Annotated in this window: 15 protein-coding genes; 6 read left to right on the plus strand and 9 right to left on the minus strand. The window is 71.8% G+C overall.

All coding sequences use genetic code 11. From position 1 onward, the window contains the following. Positions 1 to 56: 56 nt before the first annotated feature. The 3 genes from AB0A61_RS29725 to AB0A61_RS29735 all read left to right on the plus strand — a co-directional run bounded on the left by AB0A61_RS29725 (position 57) and on the right by AB0A61_RS29735 (position 4,355). On the plus strand, positions 57 to 905 hold the full coding sequence (locus AB0A61_RS29725; RefSeq protein ID WP_361298861.1) for a 3-hydroxyacyl-CoA dehydrogenase family protein: 849 nt from the start codon (positions 57 to 59) through the stop codon (positions 903 to 905). Between the two features lie 145 nt (positions 906 to 1,050). Next, a complete protein-coding gene (locus AB0A61_RS29730; RefSeq protein ID WP_361298863.1) occupies positions 1,051 to 1,374 on the plus strand; it encodes an STAS domain-containing protein in 324 nt (107 codons plus the stop codon). A gap of 329 nt (positions 1,375 to 1,703) precedes the next feature. Next, positions 1,704 to 4,355, plus strand: a complete 2,652-nt coding sequence (locus AB0A61_RS29735; protein ID WP_361298866.1) for an ATP-binding protein — start codon at positions 1,704 to 1,706, stop codon at positions 4,353 to 4,355. Positions 4,356 to 4,422: 67 nt separating this feature from the next. Here AB0A61_RS29735 and nucS read toward each other — a convergent pair whose 3' ends face one another. Further along, positions 4,423 to 5,094, minus strand: a complete 672-nt coding sequence (nucS, locus tag AB0A61_RS29740) for an endonuclease NucS (protein ID WP_361298869.1) — start codon at positions 5,092 to 5,094, stop codon at positions 4,423 to 4,425. 302 nt (positions 5,095 to 5,396) lie between these two features. On the opposite strand from nucS, the gene AB0A61_RS29745 reads away from it, so the two are divergent. Further along, positions 5,397 to 5,789: an SCO5389 family protein gene (locus AB0A61_RS29745; protein WP_361298872.1), complete on the plus strand. Its 393-nt coding sequence runs from the start codon at positions 5,397 to 5,399 to the stop codon at positions 5,787 to 5,789. An 84-nt stretch (positions 5,790 to 5,873) separates the two neighbouring features. On the opposite strand, the gene AB0A61_RS29750 is transcribed toward AB0A61_RS29745, so the two are convergent. Next, positions 5,874 to 6,902 (minus strand): LLM class flavin-dependent oxidoreductase, encoded by a 1,029-nt coding sequence (locus tag AB0A61_RS29750; protein ID WP_361298875.1) that lies wholly within the window; start codon positions 6,900 to 6,902, stop codon positions 5,874 to 5,876. A 221-nt stretch (positions 6,903 to 7,123) separates the two neighbouring features. On the opposite strand from AB0A61_RS29750, the gene AB0A61_RS29755 reads away from it, so the two are divergent. Continuing rightward, the gene (locus AB0A61_RS29755; protein WP_361298878.1) at positions 7,124 to 7,465 is read left to right on the plus strand and encodes an ATP/GTP-binding protein; all 342 of its coding nucleotides are present in this window, start codon (positions 7,124 to 7,126) and stop codon (positions 7,463 to 7,465) included. Between the two features lie 7 nt (positions 7,466 to 7,472). Here AB0A61_RS29755 and AB0A61_RS29760 read toward each other — a convergent pair whose 3' ends face one another. The 7 genes from AB0A61_RS29760 to mce all read right to left on the minus strand — a co-directional run bounded on the left by AB0A61_RS29760 (position 7,473) and on the right by mce (position 17,310). Continuing rightward, entirely contained in the window at positions 7,473 to 8,342 is an 870-nt protein-coding gene (locus AB0A61_RS29760) for an ABC transporter permease (RefSeq protein ID WP_361298881.1), read from the minus strand. Continuing rightward, positions 8,339 to 9,661, minus strand: coding sequence for an ABC transporter ATP-binding protein (locus tag AB0A61_RS29765; protein ID WP_361298884.1), 1,323 nt, complete (start codon positions 9,659 to 9,661; stop codon positions 8,339 to 8,341). The genes AB0A61_RS29760 and AB0A61_RS29765 overlap by 4 nt, the downstream gene beginning before the upstream one ends. Before the next feature lie 185 nt (positions 9,662 to 9,846). Further along, complete coding sequence (locus AB0A61_RS29770) at positions 9,847 to 10,620, minus strand: ABC transporter permease (protein WP_361298887.1); 774 nt, start codon at positions 10,618 to 10,620, stop codon at positions 9,847 to 9,849. A 3-nt stretch (positions 10,621 to 10,623) separates the two neighbouring features. After that, the gene (locus tag AB0A61_RS29775) at positions 10,624 to 11,577 is read right to left on the minus strand and encodes an ABC transporter ATP-binding protein (RefSeq protein WP_361298890.1); all 954 of its coding nucleotides are present in this window, start codon (positions 11,575 to 11,577) and stop codon (positions 10,624 to 10,626) included. Between the two features lie 85 nt (positions 11,578 to 11,662). Next, positions 11,663 to 12,598, minus strand: a complete 936-nt coding sequence (locus AB0A61_RS29780; protein WP_361298893.1) for a cellulose-binding protein — start codon at positions 12,596 to 12,598, stop codon at positions 11,663 to 11,665. Positions 12,599 to 12,780: 182 nt separating this feature from the next. Further along, entirely contained in the window at positions 12,781 to 16,662 is a 3,882-nt protein-coding gene (scy, locus tag AB0A61_RS29785; RefSeq protein WP_361298896.1) for a polarized growth protein Scy, read from the minus strand. Positions 16,663 to 16,869: 207 nt separating this feature from the next. Further along, entirely contained in the window at positions 16,870 to 17,310 is a 441-nt protein-coding gene (gene mce / locus AB0A61_RS29790; protein WP_361298899.1) for a methylmalonyl-CoA epimerase, read from the minus strand. A 149-nt stretch (positions 17,311 to 17,459) separates the two neighbouring features. On the opposite strand from mce, the gene AB0A61_RS29795 reads away from it, so the two are divergent. After that, positions 17,460 to 18,659, plus strand: a complete 1,200-nt coding sequence (locus tag AB0A61_RS29795; RefSeq protein ID WP_361298902.1) for an acetyl-CoA C-acetyltransferase — start codon at positions 17,460 to 17,462, stop codon at positions 18,657 to 18,659. The last annotated feature ends 22 nt before the right edge of the window (positions 18,660 to 18,681 follow it).

Raw genomic sequence — 18,681 nt, forward strand, 5'->3', positions numbered from 1 at the left:
TAAGCGCTCAGCCAGTCGTTCAAGCGCTCGTGCAGTCGTTCAAAAGGGGAGTCGGAGTGGCACGGAAGCTCGCCGTCATCGGGGCCGGTCTCATGGGGTCCGGCATCGCCCAGGTCGCCGCGCAGGCGGGCTGGGACGTCGTTCTGCGGGACGTCACCGACGAGGCACTGAAGCGCGGCACCGACGGCATCAAGGCCTCCTACGACAAGTTCGTCGGCAAGGGCAAGCTCCAGGCGGACGACGCCGAGGCCGCCCTCGCCCGCATCACCGCGACGACCGACCTTGACGCGGCCGCCGACGCCGACGTCGTCGTCGAGGCCGTCTTCGAGAAGCTCGACGTCAAGCACGAGATCTTCCGCACCCTCGACAAGATCGTGCGCGAGGACACCGTGCTCGCCTCCAACACCTCCGCCATCCCGATCACCAAGATCGCGGCCGCGACGGAGCGCCCGGAGCGGGTCGTCGGCGTGCACTTCTTCTCGCCGGTGCCGATGATGCAGCTCGTCGAGCTCGTCCGCGGCTACAAGACCAGCGACGAAACGCTCGCCAGGGCGCGGGAGTTCGCCGAGTCCGTCGGCAAGACCTGCATCGTGGTCAACCGGGACGTCGCCGGCTTCGTGACGACCCGCCTCATCTCGGCCCTCGTCGTCGAGGCGACGAAGCTGTACGAGTCGGGCGTCGCCACCGCCGAGGACATCGACCTGGCCTGCAGGCTGGGCTTCGGCCACGCCATGGGCCCGCTCGCCACCGCGGACCTGACCGGCGTGGACATCCTGCTGCACGCCACCAGCAACATCTACACCGAGACCCAGGACGAGAAGTTCGCCCCGCCGGAGCTGATGCGCCGGATGGTTGACGCCGGTGACATCGGGCGCAAGAGCGGGCAGGGCTTCTACAAGCACTGAGACCGCACCAGCCCCGGCGGCGTCACCCGTCAGGGTGAATTCGGTATCGGATCGCCTACAAACAGCAACCGTCCTGCCACCCAGGCAGTCAGACGTTGCACAGCCACCGTCATGGAGTACGCCACCGCACTCACGGGGAGCGCATATGTACATCAGGGGCGACCACGCCGAGCTGGTCGTCGGGGGCCGCCTCGACGTCCGCAGCGCGGCGGACGCCCGTACGGTCCTGCACTCGGCCGTCGACGACGGCGCCGGCGACCTGGTGCTGGACCTGTCCGAACTCGACTCCTGGGACGCCACCGGACTGGGCGTCATCATGGGCGCCCACCGTCGGGCCGGCCGCCGCGGCCGACGGCTGGTGCTGCGCGGCGTGCCGCCGCAGATGCAGCGCCTGCTGGTGGCCACCCGGCTGCACCGGATCCTGGCCATCGAGGGCGGCATCGGCGTGGAGTCCCTGCCCCGCGTGTGAGCCCCGCCGTGCCCCGCGTGTGAACCCCACCGCAGGGACGACCGCACCGGGCCGCCCGTGCATGGCGTCCGTACGGGTGTGAACCGGGCGACGCGGGAGACCCGGGCGCACGTCGCCGAAACGTACGTCGCGTGCAATCCTCACGAGACTGTGACGCTTCGGACGGCGCAGTACCCCGGGCTGTCGTAGATACTGTGCGAAGGTTTAGGGTTCGGTCGCCCGCTCCCAAGCAACCCTCAAGCGGGCCCGGACCAGAAGCGACTGCGCGGTGTGCAGCAAGGCCGGGAGGGGCTGGAAGAGCACACGACGCTTTTGGGGGGCTTGCACCTATGGACCCGATCATCCGGGAGCCCGAGGACAGGGACCACGACGGCGACGGCCACACGCCGAGCCGGCGCCCGCCCAGGGATTCCCTCGTATCCGACTTCGCACCGCACGCACCGGCACTGGCCCGCACGGTTCAGCTCGTCGCCGGCGACTTCCTGCTCACCGTCAACCCGGTCGACGGCAGCGAGATCGAGGTCTGCCCGCCCGGAGACCGCCCCGGCCGGCCGCGGAAGCACACCGCGGCGGAGCGCGCAGACAAGGACCGCGCGGGCCGGCCGCCCGTGCCGCCCGGTCCGGCGCGGCCCGCGCTGCCGCTCCTCGAACGGCAGGACGAGCGCGAGCGGCTGGTACGGCTGCTCGCCCGCGGCCGCTCGGTGCGCCTCACCGGTCCCGGCGGTTCCGGCCGCACCAGCCTGCTGGACCTGGTCGCCGACGACTGCTCGGACCTCGCCCCCGACGGCGTCGTCCGCCTCACCGGGTTCCGCCGCACCACGAGCGACCTGCTCCACGACCTCTTCCGCGCGGTCTACGACGCGCCCCTGCACCGGCCCGGCCACGAGGAGCTGCTCGAACTCGTCCGGGAGATCGGCGCGGTCGTCGTGCTGGACGACATCGAGTTCGGCGGGAGCGCCCTCGACGAACTGCTCGACGCCACCCCCGAGTGCGCCTTCCTGATCAGCGCGACCCCGGACGTACCCGCGCCGTCCGCCGACTCAGCCATCGAGGAGGTCTTCCTCAGCGGGCTGGACCGGCCGGGCGGGGTGGAGATCCTTGAGCGCGCCGTGGGCCGCGTCCTCACCGAGGAGGAGGCCAACTGGGCCGGCGACCTCTGGTTCGAGTCCGAGGGCCTGCCGCTGCGGTTCGTCCAGGCCGGCGCGCTGCTGGTCCGGCGCGACGAACTGCGGGCCACCACCAACGCGGTCGAGGAGTTCGGCGTCTTCGAGGACGCGCCGGCCTTTCCCAAGCTCTCGGCTTCGCTCGAGCAGGGAGGTGCCCCCGGCACGCCCCTCGACGACGGCGCCGGTGACGACGTACCGCTGCCCTCGCTGGGCGAGGCCGCCGCGCCCGCTCCGCTGCTCGCCTCCCGGCTGAGCTCCTCCGCCCGCGCCACCCTGCGGTTCGCCGTCGCCCTCGGCGGCGAGGTGCCGCACCAGGCGCACCTGCCGGCGCTGGTCGGCGACACCCACGCGGACGCCGCGCTCGGGGAGCTGGCGAGCTGCGGCCTGGTGTCGCCCGTCGGCTCCCGCTACCGGCTCGCCGCCGGGGTGCTGACCCAGCTGGAGGCCGTCGGATACGGAGAGGACGCCGAAGCCCAGGCCCGCACCGCCGCCCAGCACTACGCCTGGTGGGCCGGACACCCTTCGGTGACGCCCGAGAGGGTGTGCGCCGAGGCGGACGCCGTGCTCGCCGCCCTGGGCGTCCTGGTGGCGGGGATCACGCCGGTCGGCGAGGACGAGGAGAGCACCGCCGTGCAGCTCGCCCGCACGGCCGTACCCGCCTTCGCCGCCGGACTGCACTGGAACGCCTGGGACCGGGCGCTGCGCTTCGGCGCCGAGGCCGCCCGGCTCGCCGGAGTGGTCGGCGAGCAGGCCTACTTCCACCACGAGTTGGGCATCCTCGCGCTCTGCGGCGGCCGGCTGGACCGGGCGCGTGCCGAACTGGAGGCCTCCATCGGCCTGCGCGGCGCGCTCTCCGACAAGCGCGGCACCGTCGCCGGCCGCCGTGCCCTCGCCCTGGTCGCCGACCGCTCCGGCACCACGGCGGGCATCGGCGCGGCGTCCGGCTTCGGCACGCTGCCGGGCGTCGGCCCCACCGCGGGCGAGGAGGTGCCGGACGCCCGCACCGAGGAGTCGGCATCGCCTCCCGGCGGCATCCTCGCGCCCTTCTCGCTCCCGCCGGTCGGCGACGACTCGACCCTGGTGACGTACCGGTCCACGGCGGCGGGCACGTCGTCGGCGGGGTTCTCGGGGGCGTCGGGTTCGCCGGGGGCCACGCCGAAGCAGCGGGTGGGCATCAAGGGCATCGCGCGGCGCAACCTCGTGGCGGTCGGCGCGGGTGCGCTGCTCGCCGCCGTTCTCGGCACGGTGGTGACGCTCGGCGCCACCTCCCACAACGACGCCAACAACCCCTCCGACAAGGTCGACGTCAACCCGTCCGCCAGCCAGGACGCGGACGGCGGCGGCCTCGGCGCGGACACGCCGCAGAAGGCCGGCAACGGCGACACCGGAACGGCGACCAGCCGCCCGAGCGCCCCGGGTCCCAACGGCACGCACGGCTCGACGGGCAACGCGGCATCGCCGTCGGACGACGGCAGGCCCTCCGACGACCCGACCGGGACGAAGGGGCCGGGCGGCGGCGGTTCGTCGCACTCGCCGTCGAAGCCACCGTCCAAGTCGCCGACGTCGAAGCCGACGACCTCCACGAAGCCTCCGACGCCTTCGACCTCGCCTTCGAAGTCCGCATCGCCGACGCCGACATCGTCCCCTTCGGTATCGCAGTCTTCGTCGAAGCCGACGACGTCCGACTCGGCCAGCGGCCCGGCCTCGCCCGGCACGTCGAAGTCGGCCGGCGCCCCCGCAGCGTCCAGCAGCTCGGCAGGCGCCCCGGCGAGCAGCGGTGCGCCCTCCGGGGGCAGCTCGGGCGCGGTGATCTGATCCCGCCGACGCAAAGGGGGCCGGGCCCGTTGGAAACGGACCCGGCCCCCTGCGTCGTGCAGCCGTGTCAGAACAACCGGAGTTTGTCGTCCTCGATGCCGCGCAGTGCGTCGTAGTCCAGGACCTGGCAGCCGATCCCGCGGTCCGTCGCCAGCACGCGGGCCTGCGGCTTGATCTCCTGGGCCGCGAAGATGCCGCGGACCGGGGCGAGATGGGGATCGCGGTTCAACAGCTCCAGATAGCGCGTCAGTTGCTCCACCCCGTCGATCTCGCCGCGGCGCTTGATCTCCACCGCGACGGTCCGGCCGTCGGCGTCCCGGCACAGGATGTCCACCGGGCCGATGGCCGTCATGTACTCGCGCCGGATGAGCGTGTAGCCCTCGCCCAGCGTCTCGATGCGGTCGGCGAGCAGCTCCTGCAGGTGCGCTTCCACGCCGTCCTTGATCAGCCCCGGGTCCACGCCGAGTTCGTGCGTGGAGTCGTGGAGGATCTCCTCCATCGTAATGATGAGCTTCTCGCCCGCCTTGTTGGTGACGGTCCACACACCCTCTTCGTCACCGGAGCCCTCCTTGAGCGCGCACGGCGGCGACATCCAGTTCAGCGGCTTGTAGGCACGGTCGTCCGCGTGGATCGAGACGCTGCCGTCCGCCTTCACGAGGATCAGACGGGGCGCCGACGGAAGGTGGGCGGTGAGCCGGCCCGCGTAGTCGACGGAGCATCGGGCAATGACGAGACGCATGGTCGGCAACGCTACTCGACGCGGCGCGGTGTGCGCGATTCGCCCAAGGCAGCCCACGGGTACGGCCATGCGTCGGCGACCTGTGGACCGCCCCATTTTTCCCTGGATAACCCGTGTTCACTCGTGGCCGATTGTGTGCCCAACTCGACCTGCCTGTACGTGCATTCTCCTGGTGGGCCCTCGTTCTGTTGCCTACCGTAGGGAACGGGAGGTCGCGATGTGTGTACGCAGCGTGTTCGATATCGCGAACTCCTCTACCTGTCCGGCAACCCCTGCTGTTCGGGGGTGCGAGAGGAGTACCCATGTCGCTCGACGTCTCACCGGCCCTACTCCAACAGGCCGAGCGAGGCGAGGTCGACGAAGCCGATTTCGTCGACTGCGTCCGGACCTCCCTGCCCTACGCATGGGAGATGATCAGCTCCCTGGTGGCCCAGCTGAAGGTTGACGGCGGCCGGTTCGCCGACAACCAGACGCCCCCGCCGGACGAGCAGGCGCGCGGTCAGCTGCTGCGTGCGCTCGCGAGTGACGCCATACGCGGTGCGCTGCAGCGGCACTTCGGTGTGCGGCTGGCCTTCCAGAACTGCCACCGGGTGGCGGTGTTCCCGCTGGACGCCTCGGCCGACGAGACGCTGGCCCGCTTCACGTCGGTGCGCAGCCAGCTGCTCAACCAGTCGCCGGAGCTTCGGGACTGCTGACGCGGTAGGTCGCTTGCTTGCCGCTCCTTCCGCGGGAGGTGCATGGACCGGTGGAGCGGCAAGCCATCCCGCGACGCGGCCGGCTCAGCGGAGGTGGGGGAGCACCTCGGCGCCGAGCCGCCGCAGGTTCTCCTCCGTGGCGGCCAGGTCCCCCGAGCCCTCGACGAGCAGGGCGAAGCGGGTGATGCCGGTCCGCTCGGAGGTCGCCGCCAGCCGGTCCGCGCACAGGCGCGGGGTGCCCACCGGGTGCAGTCCGCAGAGCAGTTCGGTGTACGCCAGCGGGTCGCGCATCCGGCGATCGCGCCCGTCCACCGTGACATGTGCGTCCAGCCCCTGTTTCAGCCAGCCCGGCATCGCCTTCAGCAGGGTCTCCACCGCGTCGGTGCGCCGGTCCGCGATCTGGCACACGCCGGCCGAGACATGGGCGGCCTCGCGGATCTCCTCGGCCGGCCGCCGCGCCGCACGTGCGCAGCTGCGCCACAGGGCGATCATCTCCGCCTTCTCCTCGTCCCCGACGTGCATCCCGAGCAGCATGGGCAGTCCGCGCTCTCCGGCCAGCCGCACGCTCGCCGGGGAGGTGCAGGCGACGACGACCTCGGGTCCCGGTACCTCCGTCAGCGCCTCCGAGGGGCGGGGGACGACAGGGACCTCACGGAAGGTGAATCGTTCCCCCGAAGCGGACACGGTCGCCTCGCGCAGCCAGCGAACCAGCAGATCGAGTGATTCCGGGAAGTCCTTCTCGTACGCCTCAAGACCGGTGCCGAACACCTCCAGGTCGACCCAGGGCCCGCCGCGGCCCACGCCCAGCGTGAACCGTCCGCCGCTGGTCACGTGGAGCAGCGCGGCCTGCTCACCGAGCGCGACCGGGTGCGCGGTGGGCAGTACGCTCACCGCCGTGCCCACCCGGATGCGGCGGGTACGGCCCAGCAGCAGCGCGGCCAGGGTGACCGCCGACGGACAGGTCCCGTACGGCACGAAGTGGTGCTCGGCCAGCCAGACCGCGTCGAGCCCGGCCTCCTCGGACACCTCGGCCGAACGGACCGCCCGGTGCAGTGCCTCCCCCTGGCCCTGACCGGGAAACTGGGCCGCCAGCACAAAACTTCCAACGCGCATTGCATTTCCTGCTTCCTTGGCTCCGACACGGAGCTCCCCCACCGGGCATAACCGCGCGACACGTGCCGAGGACACGGCCTGGCGAAGAGATTTGCGGATTGTCTGGGGAATGGGTCCCCGGCAGGGGAACTTGTGGGGATCAGCGCCCTACGCGTACCCCCGTGGCGGCCGCGTAGGCTGGACGAGGCCCGTGCATCCTGTATAGCTCCGTGAGGTGTCCTGTGTCCCCGCGTCGCAACCGACCCAAGGCTGCGAAAGACTCCGCCCCGTCCGGCCGGAGCGCCGAGGCCGACTCCGGCGGCCGCTACGGCGGCTGGCAGTCCACGGAGAGCTGGCAGGGCGAGGACTGGAGTGTGCGTCATGTCGCGGGCGCCGGCGCGCAGGGCAAGACGTACCGCTGCCCGGGATGCGACCAGGTGATCCCCTCCGGGGTGCCGCACGTGGTGGCCTGGCCCGAGCACGCGGGCGTCGACGACCGCCGGCACTGGCACAAGGCGTGCTGGAACGCCAAGGACCGCCGCACCATCAGGGTGCAGCGGTCCCGTAACGCGCCGAGGTTCTGAGGCCCCCCTAGACGTCCCGCTTCTCCAGCAGCGCCCAGGCGCCGCCGAAGGCGACGGCCGTGACGCCCAGGATGATCCACACCGGGTCCCAGCCCGACGGGCCGGACGAGCTCAGGGAGTTGGCGTAGAAGACGCCGAGCTGGTTCGGGATGGAGTACTCGAACAGGGCGGTGCGCACCTTCTCCAGCGACTGCGTGAACATGAACAGCGCGATCACCAGCGGGGCCAGCACCAGGCCGATCATGAGGGTGATGGCACCGGCCGAGTGCCGGATGATCGAGCCCACGACGAGCGAGAGCAGCCCCAGCAGCGCGATGTAGAGCGACACTCCGAGCGTGCCCTTCAGCCACTCCCCGCCGGACGGGTGCCTGGCGCCGTCCAGCATGGCCACGTCGGCGAACGCGACCAGGGCGACCGAGACCAGCGTGACGGAGAACGCGAGCGCGAAGAACACGATCGCCTTGGCGGCCAGCACCCGTGTGCGGGTGGGACAGGCGACCATCGTGGTCCGGATCATGCCGGTGCCGTACTCCGAGGCCGTGGTCAGCACGCCGAGTGTGATGATGCAGATGCTGCCGAGCAGCAGCCCGAAGACGCCGAAGGACAGCGGGTTCTGGTGGGACAGGTCGGAGTCCGAGGAGTTGGCGCCGACCAGCGCGCCGACCAGCAGACCGATGCCGACGACGAGCAGGACGAACACGCCCAGCGTCCACATCGTGGAGCGCACCGACCGGATCTTGGTCCACTCCGAGGCGAGGGCGTGCCCGAGGTGCGTGCGCACGACCGGGATCGGCGAGGTGTAGGTGGGGAACGCGGCACCGGACGCCGCCTGCCAGGCCGGCGCTGCCTGCGACATGGGGGGCTGGGGCGTGCTCATCGGGCGTCCTCGGGCTTGGTGGAGTCGGCGGCAGGGGCGGGGGCGGCGGGCTTCGCGGGCGGCTGCTCGGGGGCGCCGGCCTGCGGCGGCACGGCGGCCGGCGCCGGGGCCGCGGGCGTGCCCTGCGGGGTGCCGCTCTGCTGTGCGGGCACCTGCGGCGGCTCGGGCGCCGGCTGTGCGGCCGGCTGTGCGTACGGGTTCGCCTGCGCGCCGTGCGCCTGCCCCGCGGGCGCGGCCGGGGCGCCGTACGGCCCCGCGGGCCGTCCCTCGGGCATCGCGAACGGCCGGCCGCCCTGCTGGGGCGGCGGCGGCGCGTACCAGCCGGGCTGGCCCTGGCCCGGTACCGGCATCGGCGGCTGGGCGCCCGGCGGGAGGGGCTGCATCAGGCCCGCCTTCTGGTCGGTGGTCGAGCGGTAGTCGACGGCCGCCTGCGTCATCCGCATGTACGCCTCCTCCAGCGAGGCCTGGTGCGGCGACAGCTCCCACAGGCGTACGTCGGTCTCGTACGCGAGGTCGCTGATCCGGGGGAGCGGCAGTCCGGTCACCCGCAGCGCGCCGTCCTGCTCGGGCAGCACGTGCCCGCCCGCCTCGGTCAGCGCGGACGTCAGCTTCTCCCGCTGCTGCGGGTCGGTGTCGGGGGTGCGGACGCGGGCGAAGTCCGCGGAGTTGGCGGAGATGAAGTCCGTCACACTCATGTCGGCGAGCAGCTGCCCGCGCCCGATCACGATCAGGTGGTCGGCGGTCAGCGCCATCTCGCTCATGAGGTGACTGGAGACGAACACGGTCCGTCCCTCCGCCGCGAGGGACTTCATCAGGTTCCGCACCCAGAGGATGCCCTCGGGGTCGAGACCGTTGACCGGCTCGTCGAACAGCAGCACCTGCGGGTCGCCGAGCAGCGCCGCGGCGATGCCGAGCCGCTGGCCCATGCCGAGCGAGAAGCCCTTCGAGCGCTTCTTGGCCACGTCCTGCAGGCCGACGACCCCGAGGACCTCGTCGACCCGCCGGGCCGGGATGCCCGACAGCTGCGCCAGGCTCAGCAGGTGGCTGCGGGCGGACCGGCCGCCGTGCACGGCCTTGGCGTCCAGCAGGGCGCCGACCTGGCGGGGGGCGTTGGGCAGCTTGCGATAGGGGTAGCCGCCGATCGTCACCGTGCCCGTGGTGGGGTTGTCCAGGCCGAGGATCATCCGCATGGTCGTCGACTTGCCCGAGCCGTTCGGCCCGAGGAAGCCGGTGACGGCTCCCGGCCGTACCTGGAAGGAGAGGTTGTGCACGGCTGTCTTGTCGCCATAGCGCTTGGTCAGGCCGACTGCCTCGATCATGCTCCGCACCCATCGAAAGGTTCAGGACAGCGGGGCACAGGCCCCCGTAAGGGTTAGGAGGATATCCGGGAGCTCACGGTTCCGCCCAAGAGAGAGTAAAAGCATCCGGCCACCTCACGGGGTCCGCAGTCGCGCCGGGCAGGCCCCGGGTGCGCTGTCCCGGGGATCCTGGGCGTCCCGTCTCTTCACTGGGCGTCCCGCTTCTTCATCAGCACATACCCGCCGGCGAGTGACGCGACCACCCACAGCACCATGATCCCGAGGCCGCCCCAGGGCCCGTACGGAGTGCCGTCGCCGATCCGGGGAACCACCCGCATGATCCGGCTGCCCGCCTGGTCGGGCAGGTACTGGCCGACCTTCTTGGTCGCCGAGACGTTGCCCAGGATGTTGGAGATCAGGAAGAAGAACGGCATCAGGATGCCGAGCGAGAGCATCGGCGAGCGCAGCATCGCGGCGACTCCCATGGAGAACATCGCGATGAGGGTCATGTACAGGCCGCCGCCGATGACCGCGCGCAGGACACCGGGACTGCCGAGCGAGGTCCGCAGCGAGCCGAGCATCGCCTGGCCCAGGAAGAAGGCGGCGAAGCTGGTGGCCATGCCGACCACGAGGGCGAGGCCGGTCGCGACCGCCACCTTCCCGGACAGGAAGACACCGCGCCGCGGGACCGCGGCCAGCGAGGTGCGGATCATGCCCGTGCTGTACTCGTTGGACACCACCAGCACCCCGAACACGATCATCGCGAGCTGCCCGAGCGCCATGCCCGCGAAACTGACGTAGGTGGGGTCGAAGGAGAGCCGCTCCCGCGCGCTCATGTCGCCGAACTCGTTGCGCGACAGGGCCGAGATCAGCATGCCGAGGGCGATGGTGACCACGCCGGCGAGGGACAGCGTCCACACGGTGGATGCCACGGACCGGATCTTCGTCCACTCCGACCTGATGACCTGGGTCGTCGCCATGGCTCAGCCCTTCGTCTTCCAGTCGACGCCCCACGGCCGCCCGGTTGGCGTGTCCGCGTGCGCGTGGTACTCCACCGACCCGGCGGTGAGCCGCATGAAGGCCTCCTCCAGCGAGGACTGCTGGGTGCTCAGCTCGTGCAGCACGACATGGTGCTGGGCGGCCAGCTCACCGATGTGCTCGGCCTTGCCGCCGTCGACCTCCAGCAGCCCGCCGCCGGTCTGCACGGCCGTGATCCCGGCCCTGTGCAGCACGTCGAGGAGCCGCTCCCGCTGCGGGGTGCGGATCCGTACGTAGATCCGGGAGTTCCGCTCGATGAAGTCGGCCATGGAGGTGTCGGCCAGCAGCCGGCCCTGGCCGATGACGACGAGGTGGTCGGCGGTCAGCGCCATCTCGCTCATCAGATGCGAGGAGACGAAGACCGTACGGCCCTGGGCGGCCAGGGACTTCATCAGGCTGCGGATCCAGTGGATGCCCTCGGGGTCGAGGCCGTTGACCGGCTCGTCGAACATCAGGATCTGCGGGTCGCCGAGCAGTGCGGCGGCGATGCCGAGCCGCTGGCTCATGCCGAGCGAGAACCCCTTCGCCTTCTTCCCGGCGACCGCGGTCAGGCCGACGACGTCCAGCACCTCGTGCACCCGGCTCTTCGCGATGCCGTTGCTCTGGGCCAGGCACAGCAGGTGGTTGAGGGCGCTGCGCCCGCCGTGCACGGCCTTGGCGTCGAGCAGGGCACCGATGTACGTCAGCGGGTCCGTCAGCTCGTCGTAGTGCCGGCCGTCGATGCGGACGTCTCCGGCGGTGGGGTGGTCCAGGCCGAGGATCATCCGCATGGTGGTGGACTTGCCGGCGCCGTTGGGCCCGAGGAAGCCCGTGACGGTGCCCGGTCTGACGGTGAAGGTGAGGTTGTCGACCGCCAGCTTCTCGCCGTACCGCTTCGTCAGCCCCTCCAGCGCGATCATGCGGCCACGCTAAAACGGCACAAAGCCCTCCGCCACTTCAGTGGCGGAGGGCTCCGCGAATGTTCAGCGGCCGTTGCTCCCGGCGTTACCGGGACTGCTGGGCCGGAACGCCACGGGAGATCGGCTCGTCCTCGGCCGGCGTGCCCGCGGCGGCCACCGCGGCACCGGTGAGGGTCGCCAGCATCTCGCGCACGTTCGTCAGCTGGGCGTTGATCGAGTCGCGGCGGTTGGTCAGCGCGGCGAGCTCGCGCTCGGACTCCGAACGGATGCGGTCGGCCTTGGCGTTGGCGTCGGCCACGATGTCCTCGGCCTGGCGCTGGGCCGTCTCCACCGTCTGGCGGGCGCGGCGCTCGGCGTCGGTGCGCAGCTTCTCGGCCTCCAGGCGCAGCTGCTCGGCGCGGTGCTCGATCTCGGCGAGGCGCTTCTCGGCCTTGGCCTGGCGGGAGGCCAGGTCGCGCTCGGACTGCTCGCGGCGCTTGGCGAGGTTCGTCTCGAAGTCGGCGGCGGCCTGTGCGGCCTTGGCGCGGGTCTCCTCGAAGAGGGCGTCGGCCTCCTCGCGCTTGGACTGCGCGTCCTTCTGCGCCTCGGCCCGCAGCTGAGAGGCGTCACTCTTGGCCTTCTCGACGATCCGGACGCCCTCGTCCTCGGCCTTGGCCTTGCGCTCCGCGGCGAAGGCCTCGGCGTCGTTGCGGACCTGCTGGGACGCCGACTCGGCGAGTTCGCGGTGCTGCTCGGCCGCGCGCCGGGCCTCCTCACGCAGATCCTTGGCCTCTTCCTCGGCGAGGCGGAGGATCTTCTCGACCCGCGCGCCGAGACCCGCGTACGACGGCTCCGCGTCGGTGATCTGGGCCTGGGCGTTCTGCGTTTCGAGGTGGAGCTCCTCGATGCGCTTCTCCAGAGCGGTGATGCGGGACAGAGCACTGTCACGGTCGGAGACGAGCTTGGAGATACGTTCGTCCACCTGAGCGCGGTCGTACCCACGCCGCACAAGCTCGAAGCCGTAGGGGGAAGTGTCGCTCATGGGGTTCCTGTCGAATGAGACCGGTGAGGTGATAGGGGGAATCCTAGGGGCCGAAGCGGTGTGTCATCGAGCGGATACGTGTTTGATCTGGAGAATGACACCTCTTTTGAGTGGCTGACCGTCGGATGGCTTGCCAAATAGTTGGTCAAAGCCCCCAGACAACCCGGAATGCCCCCTTCTGGCTAGCTCTCTGACGACTTGCCACCCGATCGGGGTGCCCCCACCGTCGCTCCCGCCTTGACGCCCCCGTCCTTTCCGGACGACGGGGCCTCGAAGGACTCCAACGCCTCCAGGACGTCCTGGACACGCGAGATCTCGGCATTGATGTCCTCCCGGCGGCGCACCAGGACCTCCAGCTCCCGCTTGCCCTCCTCGACGGTGCGCCTGGCCTCGCGGATTGCCTCGGCCTTGAGCTCCTCGGCCTCCTTGACCAGCGTCGCCTTCTTCTGCTCGGCCTCCTTCAGGAGCCCCTCGGCCTTCTTGACCGCGGCGATACGCACCTTGCCCGCCTCGGAGTTCGCCTCCGAGACGATCTCCTTCGCCTTGGCCTGCGCCTTGGCCAGCTGCTCCTCGGCGGCCTTGATGAGGGCGTCGCACCGGTCGCCGGTCGACTTCATGGTCTCCGCCGCCTCGCGCCGGGCGCGCTCGTGCAGATCCTCGATCTCGGCGGTGATGCGCTCGCGCAGCTCCTCGGCGCGCTCCCGGATCGCGGTGGCGTCCCGGCGGGCGCCCACGAGCAGCTCGTCCGCGTCCGTACGCGCCTTCTCCACCAGCGTGTTGCCCTCGACGGTCGACTCGGACAGGATCCGGTCGGCCTCCCGGCGGGCCGCGCCCACCATCGTGTCCGCCTGGGCCTCGGCATCCGCCTTGGCCTTGACCGCGCTCTGCTGTGCCTCGGTGAGCAGTTTGTCGGCCTCGGCCGTGGTCTCGGTGATGAGCTTGTCGACCTGCTCGGCCGCCTCCGAGCGCCGCTTGTTGGCCTCCCTGCGGACCTCGTCCAGCGTCCGCTCGGCCTCCTCGCGGGCGCTCGACACGACACGCTCCGCCTCCGCCGCGGCCTCGGTCCGGACACGCTCGGCCTCGGCGCGGGTCCGCTCGGCGTGCTGCTGTGCGGAGCCGACGGTCTCGGCGGCCTCGGCGCGCAGCCGCTCCGCGTCCCCGGTGGCGTCCGAGATCAGCTTCTCGGCCTTGGCGACGGACTCGGCCCGGACCCGGTCGGCCTCCGCGGCGGTCTCCGAAGTCAGCCGATCGGCCTCGGCGATCGTCTCCGACTGCAGCCGCTCCGCCTCGGCGCGGGCCTCGCTGATGAGCGTGTCCGCCTGCGTCGCCGCGTCCGACCGGATGCGGTTGGCGTCCTCGCGGGCCTCGGCACGCGTGCGCGTGGCGTCCTGGTCGGCCTGCGCGATGGTGTCGGAGGCCTCGGTGCGCACCCGCTGGGCGTGCTCGGCGGCTTCCGCGCGGGCCCGGTCGGCCTCCGCGATCGCCTCGGACACCGTGCGTTCCGCGAGCGCCTTGGCGGCCTCCGCCTCCTCGTGCGCCTCGCGCCGCAGCCGGCCCGCGTCCTCGCTCGCCCGTTCCCGCTCCGCGTAGGCGTCCGCGCGGACCCGGTCCGACTCCTCCTCGGCCTCCCGCCGGGTACGGTCCGCCGCGTGCTCGGCGGCGGAGCGCAGACCGGTGATCTCCTCCTGCGCCTGCTCGTGCAGCCCGGCGACGGAGTCCCGCACCTGCTGGGCGTGCTGCTCGGCGGCCGACACCATCTCGGTGGCGCGCCGGTCGGCCTCCTCGACCAGACGGGTGGCCTCGGCCTGCGCCTCCTCCACGCGGCCCCGAGCCACGGCCAGCAGTTCCTCGCTCTGCTCGCGGGCCCGCTCGCGCTCCTGGTCGGCCTCCTGGCGTGCGGCGCCGAGGAGTTCCTCGGCCTCGCGGCGGCGCCGGGCGGCCTCCTCCTGGGCGGCGGCCAGCGTCTCGGAGGCCTCGGTGCCGAGGCGCTCGGCGGCGGCCTGCGCCTCCGCGCGGACCCGGTCGGCGGTGTCCTGGGCCTCGGCCTTGAGCCGCTCGGCCTCGGCCGCGGCCTCCGACCGCAGCCGTACGGCGATGGACTCGCCCTCGGCGCGGGAGGCGGAGGCGTCCGAGGCGGCCTCGGTGCGCAGGCGCTCCGCCTCGGCCTCCGCCTGCTGCTGGAGGGTGCGGATGCGCTCGGTGGCCTCGGCGCGCAGCCGGTCGGTCTCCTCGGCCGCCTCGCGGCGGATGCGCGCGGCCTCCGCACGGGCGTCGGTCAGCGCCTGCTCGGCGGCGGCGAGGCGCTGTTCGGCCTCGGTGTGCAGCCGCGTCAGCTCCTCGGCGGCCTCCGCCTGCCGGGCCGCCACCGCCCGCTCGGTCTCCTCGCGCAGTTCGCGCGCGGCCCGCTCGGCGTCCGCCTGGGCCGCCTCGACCTGCTCGGCGGCCTCCGCGCGGTGCCGCTCGGCCTCCTTGCGGGTCCGCTCCAGCGTCTCCTCGGCCTGCCGGCGCAGCGTGGTGGCGCGCTCGATGGCCTCGGTGCGGACCTTCTCGCTGTCGGTCTGGGCGGTGCCGCGCAGTTCGTCGGCGTCGGCCTTGGCCTTGGCCAGCAGCTCCTCGGCGGACTTCGCCGCCTCCTCGATCTGCGCCACGGCCTCGCGCCGGGCCTCGGCGCGGATCTTCTCGCCCTCGGCGACCGCGTCGGCACGCAGCTGCTCGGCCTCGCCGCGCAGCCGGCGGGCCTCCTCCTGCAGCTCGACCGTCTTGGCGCGGTACTCCTTGGTGTCGTCCTTGGCCGCGCCCTTGAGCTGCTCGGCGATGTCGTGCGCCTCGCCGCGCAGCCGGTCCGCCTCGGCCTCGGCCTCCCGGCGGATCCGCTCGGCCTCCTCGGCCGCGGCCTTGGTGGTGTTCTTGGCCTCCTCGGACGCCTTGTTCAGGACGTCCTCGGCGGTCTTGGCGGCCTTGGACAGCTGGGTCGCGCTCTCCTCGGCGGTGAGGGTGCGGGCCTTCTCGGCCGCCTCCGCGACGATCTTCTCGGCCTCGGCACGGGCGTCCGCGACCAGCTGCTCGGCCTCGGACCTGGTGTTCTCGGCCTCCTTGGTGGCCTCCTCGACCAGCCGGGCGACCTGCTCCTTGGCCGTACGCGTGCGCTGCTCGTTGGTGGACTCGGCACTGGAGAGCGCCTTGGACGCGGCCTCCTTGGCCTCGGTGACCAGCTTCTCCGCCTCGGCGCGCGCCTCGCGCAGCGCCGTCTCGGCCTCCGCCATGCGCTGCTCGGCGGCCCGGCTCAGCTCGGCGGACTGGCGCCGGGCGGTGTCCGACTCGGTGGCGGTGGAGGTGCGCAGCTGCTCCGCGTGGTCGGTGGCCTCCTGCGCCTGGGTGGAGGCCGCGTTGAGCAGCCGCTCGGCGTCGGCGCGGGCGCGGCGCAGGATCTGCTCGGCCTCGGCGCGGGCCGACTCGGCCTCGTTCTGCAGCCGCTGCCGGGCCTCTGCGGTGAGCCGCTCGGCCTCGGCGCGGGCGGCGGCCATGGCCTGCTCGGTCTCGGCGCGGGACTCGTCGAGGAGGCGGCGGGCCTGCTGCTCGGTGCGGGCCCGCAGCTGCTCGGCCCACGCCACGTTCTCGTTGACGTGCGACTCGACGGTCTGCCGGCGCTCGGCGAGCTCCTGGTCGAGCTGCTGGCGGCGGGAGACGGCCTCGGCGTGCAGCTCGGCCTGCAGGCGCGCGGCCTGCTCGGCGTGCTCCTGGAGGATGCGCTGGGTCTGTGCCCGGGCCTGGCTCAGCTCGCGCTCGGCGTCGGCGCGAATCTGGTCGGCCTGCATCTGCGCGTTGCGCAGCAGCTGTTCGGCCTGATAGCCGATGTCGGCGCTGTCGTAGGCGGGCCGGGACATGATGGTGCGGCGCGCCTCGTGCAGCTTGGCGCGCAGCACCTCGACCTGGTAGCCGAGGTCCTCGGCGTGCTGGATCGCCTTTTCCCGCTCGGTCTTCAGCCGCTCCATCTCGGCCTCGAACCGAGAGAGGTGGTCGACGTCAGCCGCCGGCTCTCGCTCCTGGCGTTCGTAGCCCCGCACTCCGCGGTCCCATCCGTCCCCTGGTCGCAAGCTTCTCCAACGAGCTCCGTCCATCCGCCGAACGGGGCCCCCGGGGAATGGTGTCAGATCAACGGCGGAGCACGGGCTGTCGCCCGCCCTCGTCCCCCGAAACCCGGACCCCGGAATGCGGTCGCCCCTGCGTCAGGGACGACCGCCCCCAACCCTACCGGCCCTTATGTACGAGGGTCAGTGCTCAGGCGACTCAACAGGCGCCGAAGTGACCAGTTCTGTCAGGACACCGTGACAATCCTTGGGGTGCAGGAAGGTGATCCGTGACCCCATGGAGCCGCGTCGCGGCTCGTCGTACAGAACGCGTACGCCCTTGTCGCCAATGGCGGCCGCGTCACCGTCGACATCCGCCGTACCGAAGGCGATGTGGTGCACCCCCTCCCCGTTCTTGGCCAGCCACTTCGCGACGGTGGAGTCCTCCCGGGTCGGCTCGAGAAGCTGCAGGTAGGAGGCCCCGCCGTCGGACGTGTCGTTGATCTTGAGCATGGCCTCGCGCACGCCCTGCTCCTCGTTGACCTCGGTGTGGAACACCTCGAAACCGTAGGTGGCCCGGTAGAACTCGACGGTGGCGTCGAGGTCGTGGCAGGCGATCCCGATGTGGTCGATTCGCGTCAGCATGGATTCAGTGCAGCGCTCATCGGGTGGTTACGCAACGTGCGCGCGATCACACCGACGGCCCGGTGACGGGGCGGACCACCCCTCAGTACATTCGAAGTAAACCCTCGTTCACTCCTCGGCTGTGCAGGCCGGTAAGGGGATCGCAGCTCATGTCTTCTGGAACGAACAGCTCTGTGATCGTCGCGGGCGCACGGACGCCCATGGGACGGCTGCTGGGCTCGTTGAAGTCCTTCTCGGGAGCCGACCTCGGCGGCTTCGCGATCAAGGCCGCCCTCGACCGTGCGGGGATCGGGGGCGACCAGGTGCAGTACGTGATCATGGGTCAGGTGCTGCAGGCCGGTGCGGGGCAGATTCCCGCACGTCAGGCCGCGGTCAAGGCCGGTATCCCGATGAGCGTTCCGGCGCTCACCATCAACAAGGTGTGCCTGTCCGGCCTCGACGCGATCGCGCTGGCCGACCAGCTGATCCGCGCGGGCGAGTTCGACGTGGTCGTGGCGGGCGGCCAGGAGTCCATGACGAACGCCCCCCACCTGCTGCCCAAGTCCCGCGAGGGCTACAAGTACGGCGCGGTGGAACTGCTCGACGCGATGGCCCACGACGGCCTGACCGACTCCTTCGAGGGCATCGCCATGGGCGAGTCCACCGAGAAGCACAACACCCGCCTCGGCATCGGCCGCGCGGAGCAGGACGAGATCGCCGCCCTGTCCCACCAGCGCGCCGCCGCCGCGCAGAAGAACGGCGTCTTCGAGGCCGAGATCACTCCGGTGGAGATCCCGCAGCGCAAGGGCGACCCGGTCCTGTTCAGCAAGGACGAGGGCATCCGCGGCGAGACCACGGCCGAGGGCCTGGGCAAGCTGCGCCCGGCGTTCGCCAAGGACGGCACGATCACGGCCGGGTCCGCCTCGCAGATCTCGGACGGTGCGGCGGCCGTGGTCGTGATGAGCAAGGCCAAGGCGCAGGAGCTCGGCCTGGACTGGATCGCCGAGATCGGCGCCCACGGCAACGTGGCCGGCCCCGACAACTCCCTGCAGTCGCAGCCGTCGAACGCGATCCAGCACGCCCTGAAGAAGGAGGGGCTGGAGGTCTCGGACCTGGATCTCATCGAGATCAACGAGGCCTTCGCCGCCGTGGCCGTGCAGTCAATGAAGGACCTCGGCGTCTCCGCTGAAAAGGTGAACGTGAACGGCGGTGCGATCGCCCTGGGTCACCCGATCGGGATGTCCGGCGCCCGGCTGGTGCTGCACCTGGCGCTGGAGCTCAAGCGCCGCGGCGGCGGTGTCGGCGCGGCCGCGCTGTGCGGTGGTGGCGGCCAGGGTGACGCGCTGATCGTGCGGGTACCGAAGGCGTAAGCCTCCCTTTGACCGACCTCTT

The organism is Streptomyces sp. NPDC046197 (genome assembly GCF_040646295.1).
GTDB lineage: Bacteria > Actinomycetota > Actinomycetes > Streptomycetales > Streptomycetaceae > Streptomyces.

Coding starts and splice junctions, on each gene's coding strand:
- AB0A61_RS29730 (WP_361298863.1), top strand. CDS start 1,051: ATGTACATCAGGGGCGACCACGCCGAGCTGGTCGTCGGGGGCCGCCTC.
- AB0A61_RS29735 (WP_361298866.1), top strand. CDS start 1,704: ATGGACCCGATCATCCGGGAGCCCGAGGACAGGGACCACGACGGCGAC.
- nucS (WP_361298869.1), bottom strand. CDS start 5,094: ATGCGTCTCGTCATTGCCCGATGCTCCGTCGACTACGCGGGCCGGCTC.
- AB0A61_RS29745 (WP_361298872.1), top strand. CDS start 5,397: ATGTCGCTCGACGTCTCACCGGCCCTACTCCAACAGGCCGAGCGAGGC.
- AB0A61_RS29750 (WP_361298875.1), bottom strand. CDS start 6,902: ATGCGCGTTGGAAGTTTTGTGCTGGCGGCCCAGTTTCCCGGTCAGGGC.
- AB0A61_RS29760 (WP_361298881.1), bottom strand. CDS start 8,342: ATGAGCACGCCCCAGCCCCCCATGTCGCAGGCAGCGCCGGCCTGGCAG.
- AB0A61_RS29765 (WP_361298884.1), bottom strand. CDS start 9,661: ATGATCGAGGCAGTCGGCCTGACCAAGCGCTATGGCGACAAGACAGCC.
- AB0A61_RS29770 (WP_361298887.1), bottom strand. CDS start 10,620: ATGGCGACGACCCAGGTCATCAGGTCGGAGTGGACGAAGATCCGGTCC.
- AB0A61_RS29775 (WP_361298890.1), bottom strand. CDS start 11,577: ATGATCGCGCTGGAGGGGCTGACGAAGCGGTACGGCGAGAAGCTGGCG.
- AB0A61_RS29780 (WP_361298893.1), bottom strand. CDS start 12,598: ATGAGCGACACTTCCCCCTACGGCTTCGAGCTTGTGCGGCGTGGGTAC.
- mce (WP_361298899.1), bottom strand. CDS start 17,310: ATGCTGACGCGAATCGACCACATCGGGATCGCCTGCCACGACCTCGAC.
- AB0A61_RS29795 (WP_361298902.1), top strand. CDS start 17,460: ATGTCTTCTGGAACGAACAGCTCTGTGATCGTCGCGGGCGCACGGACG.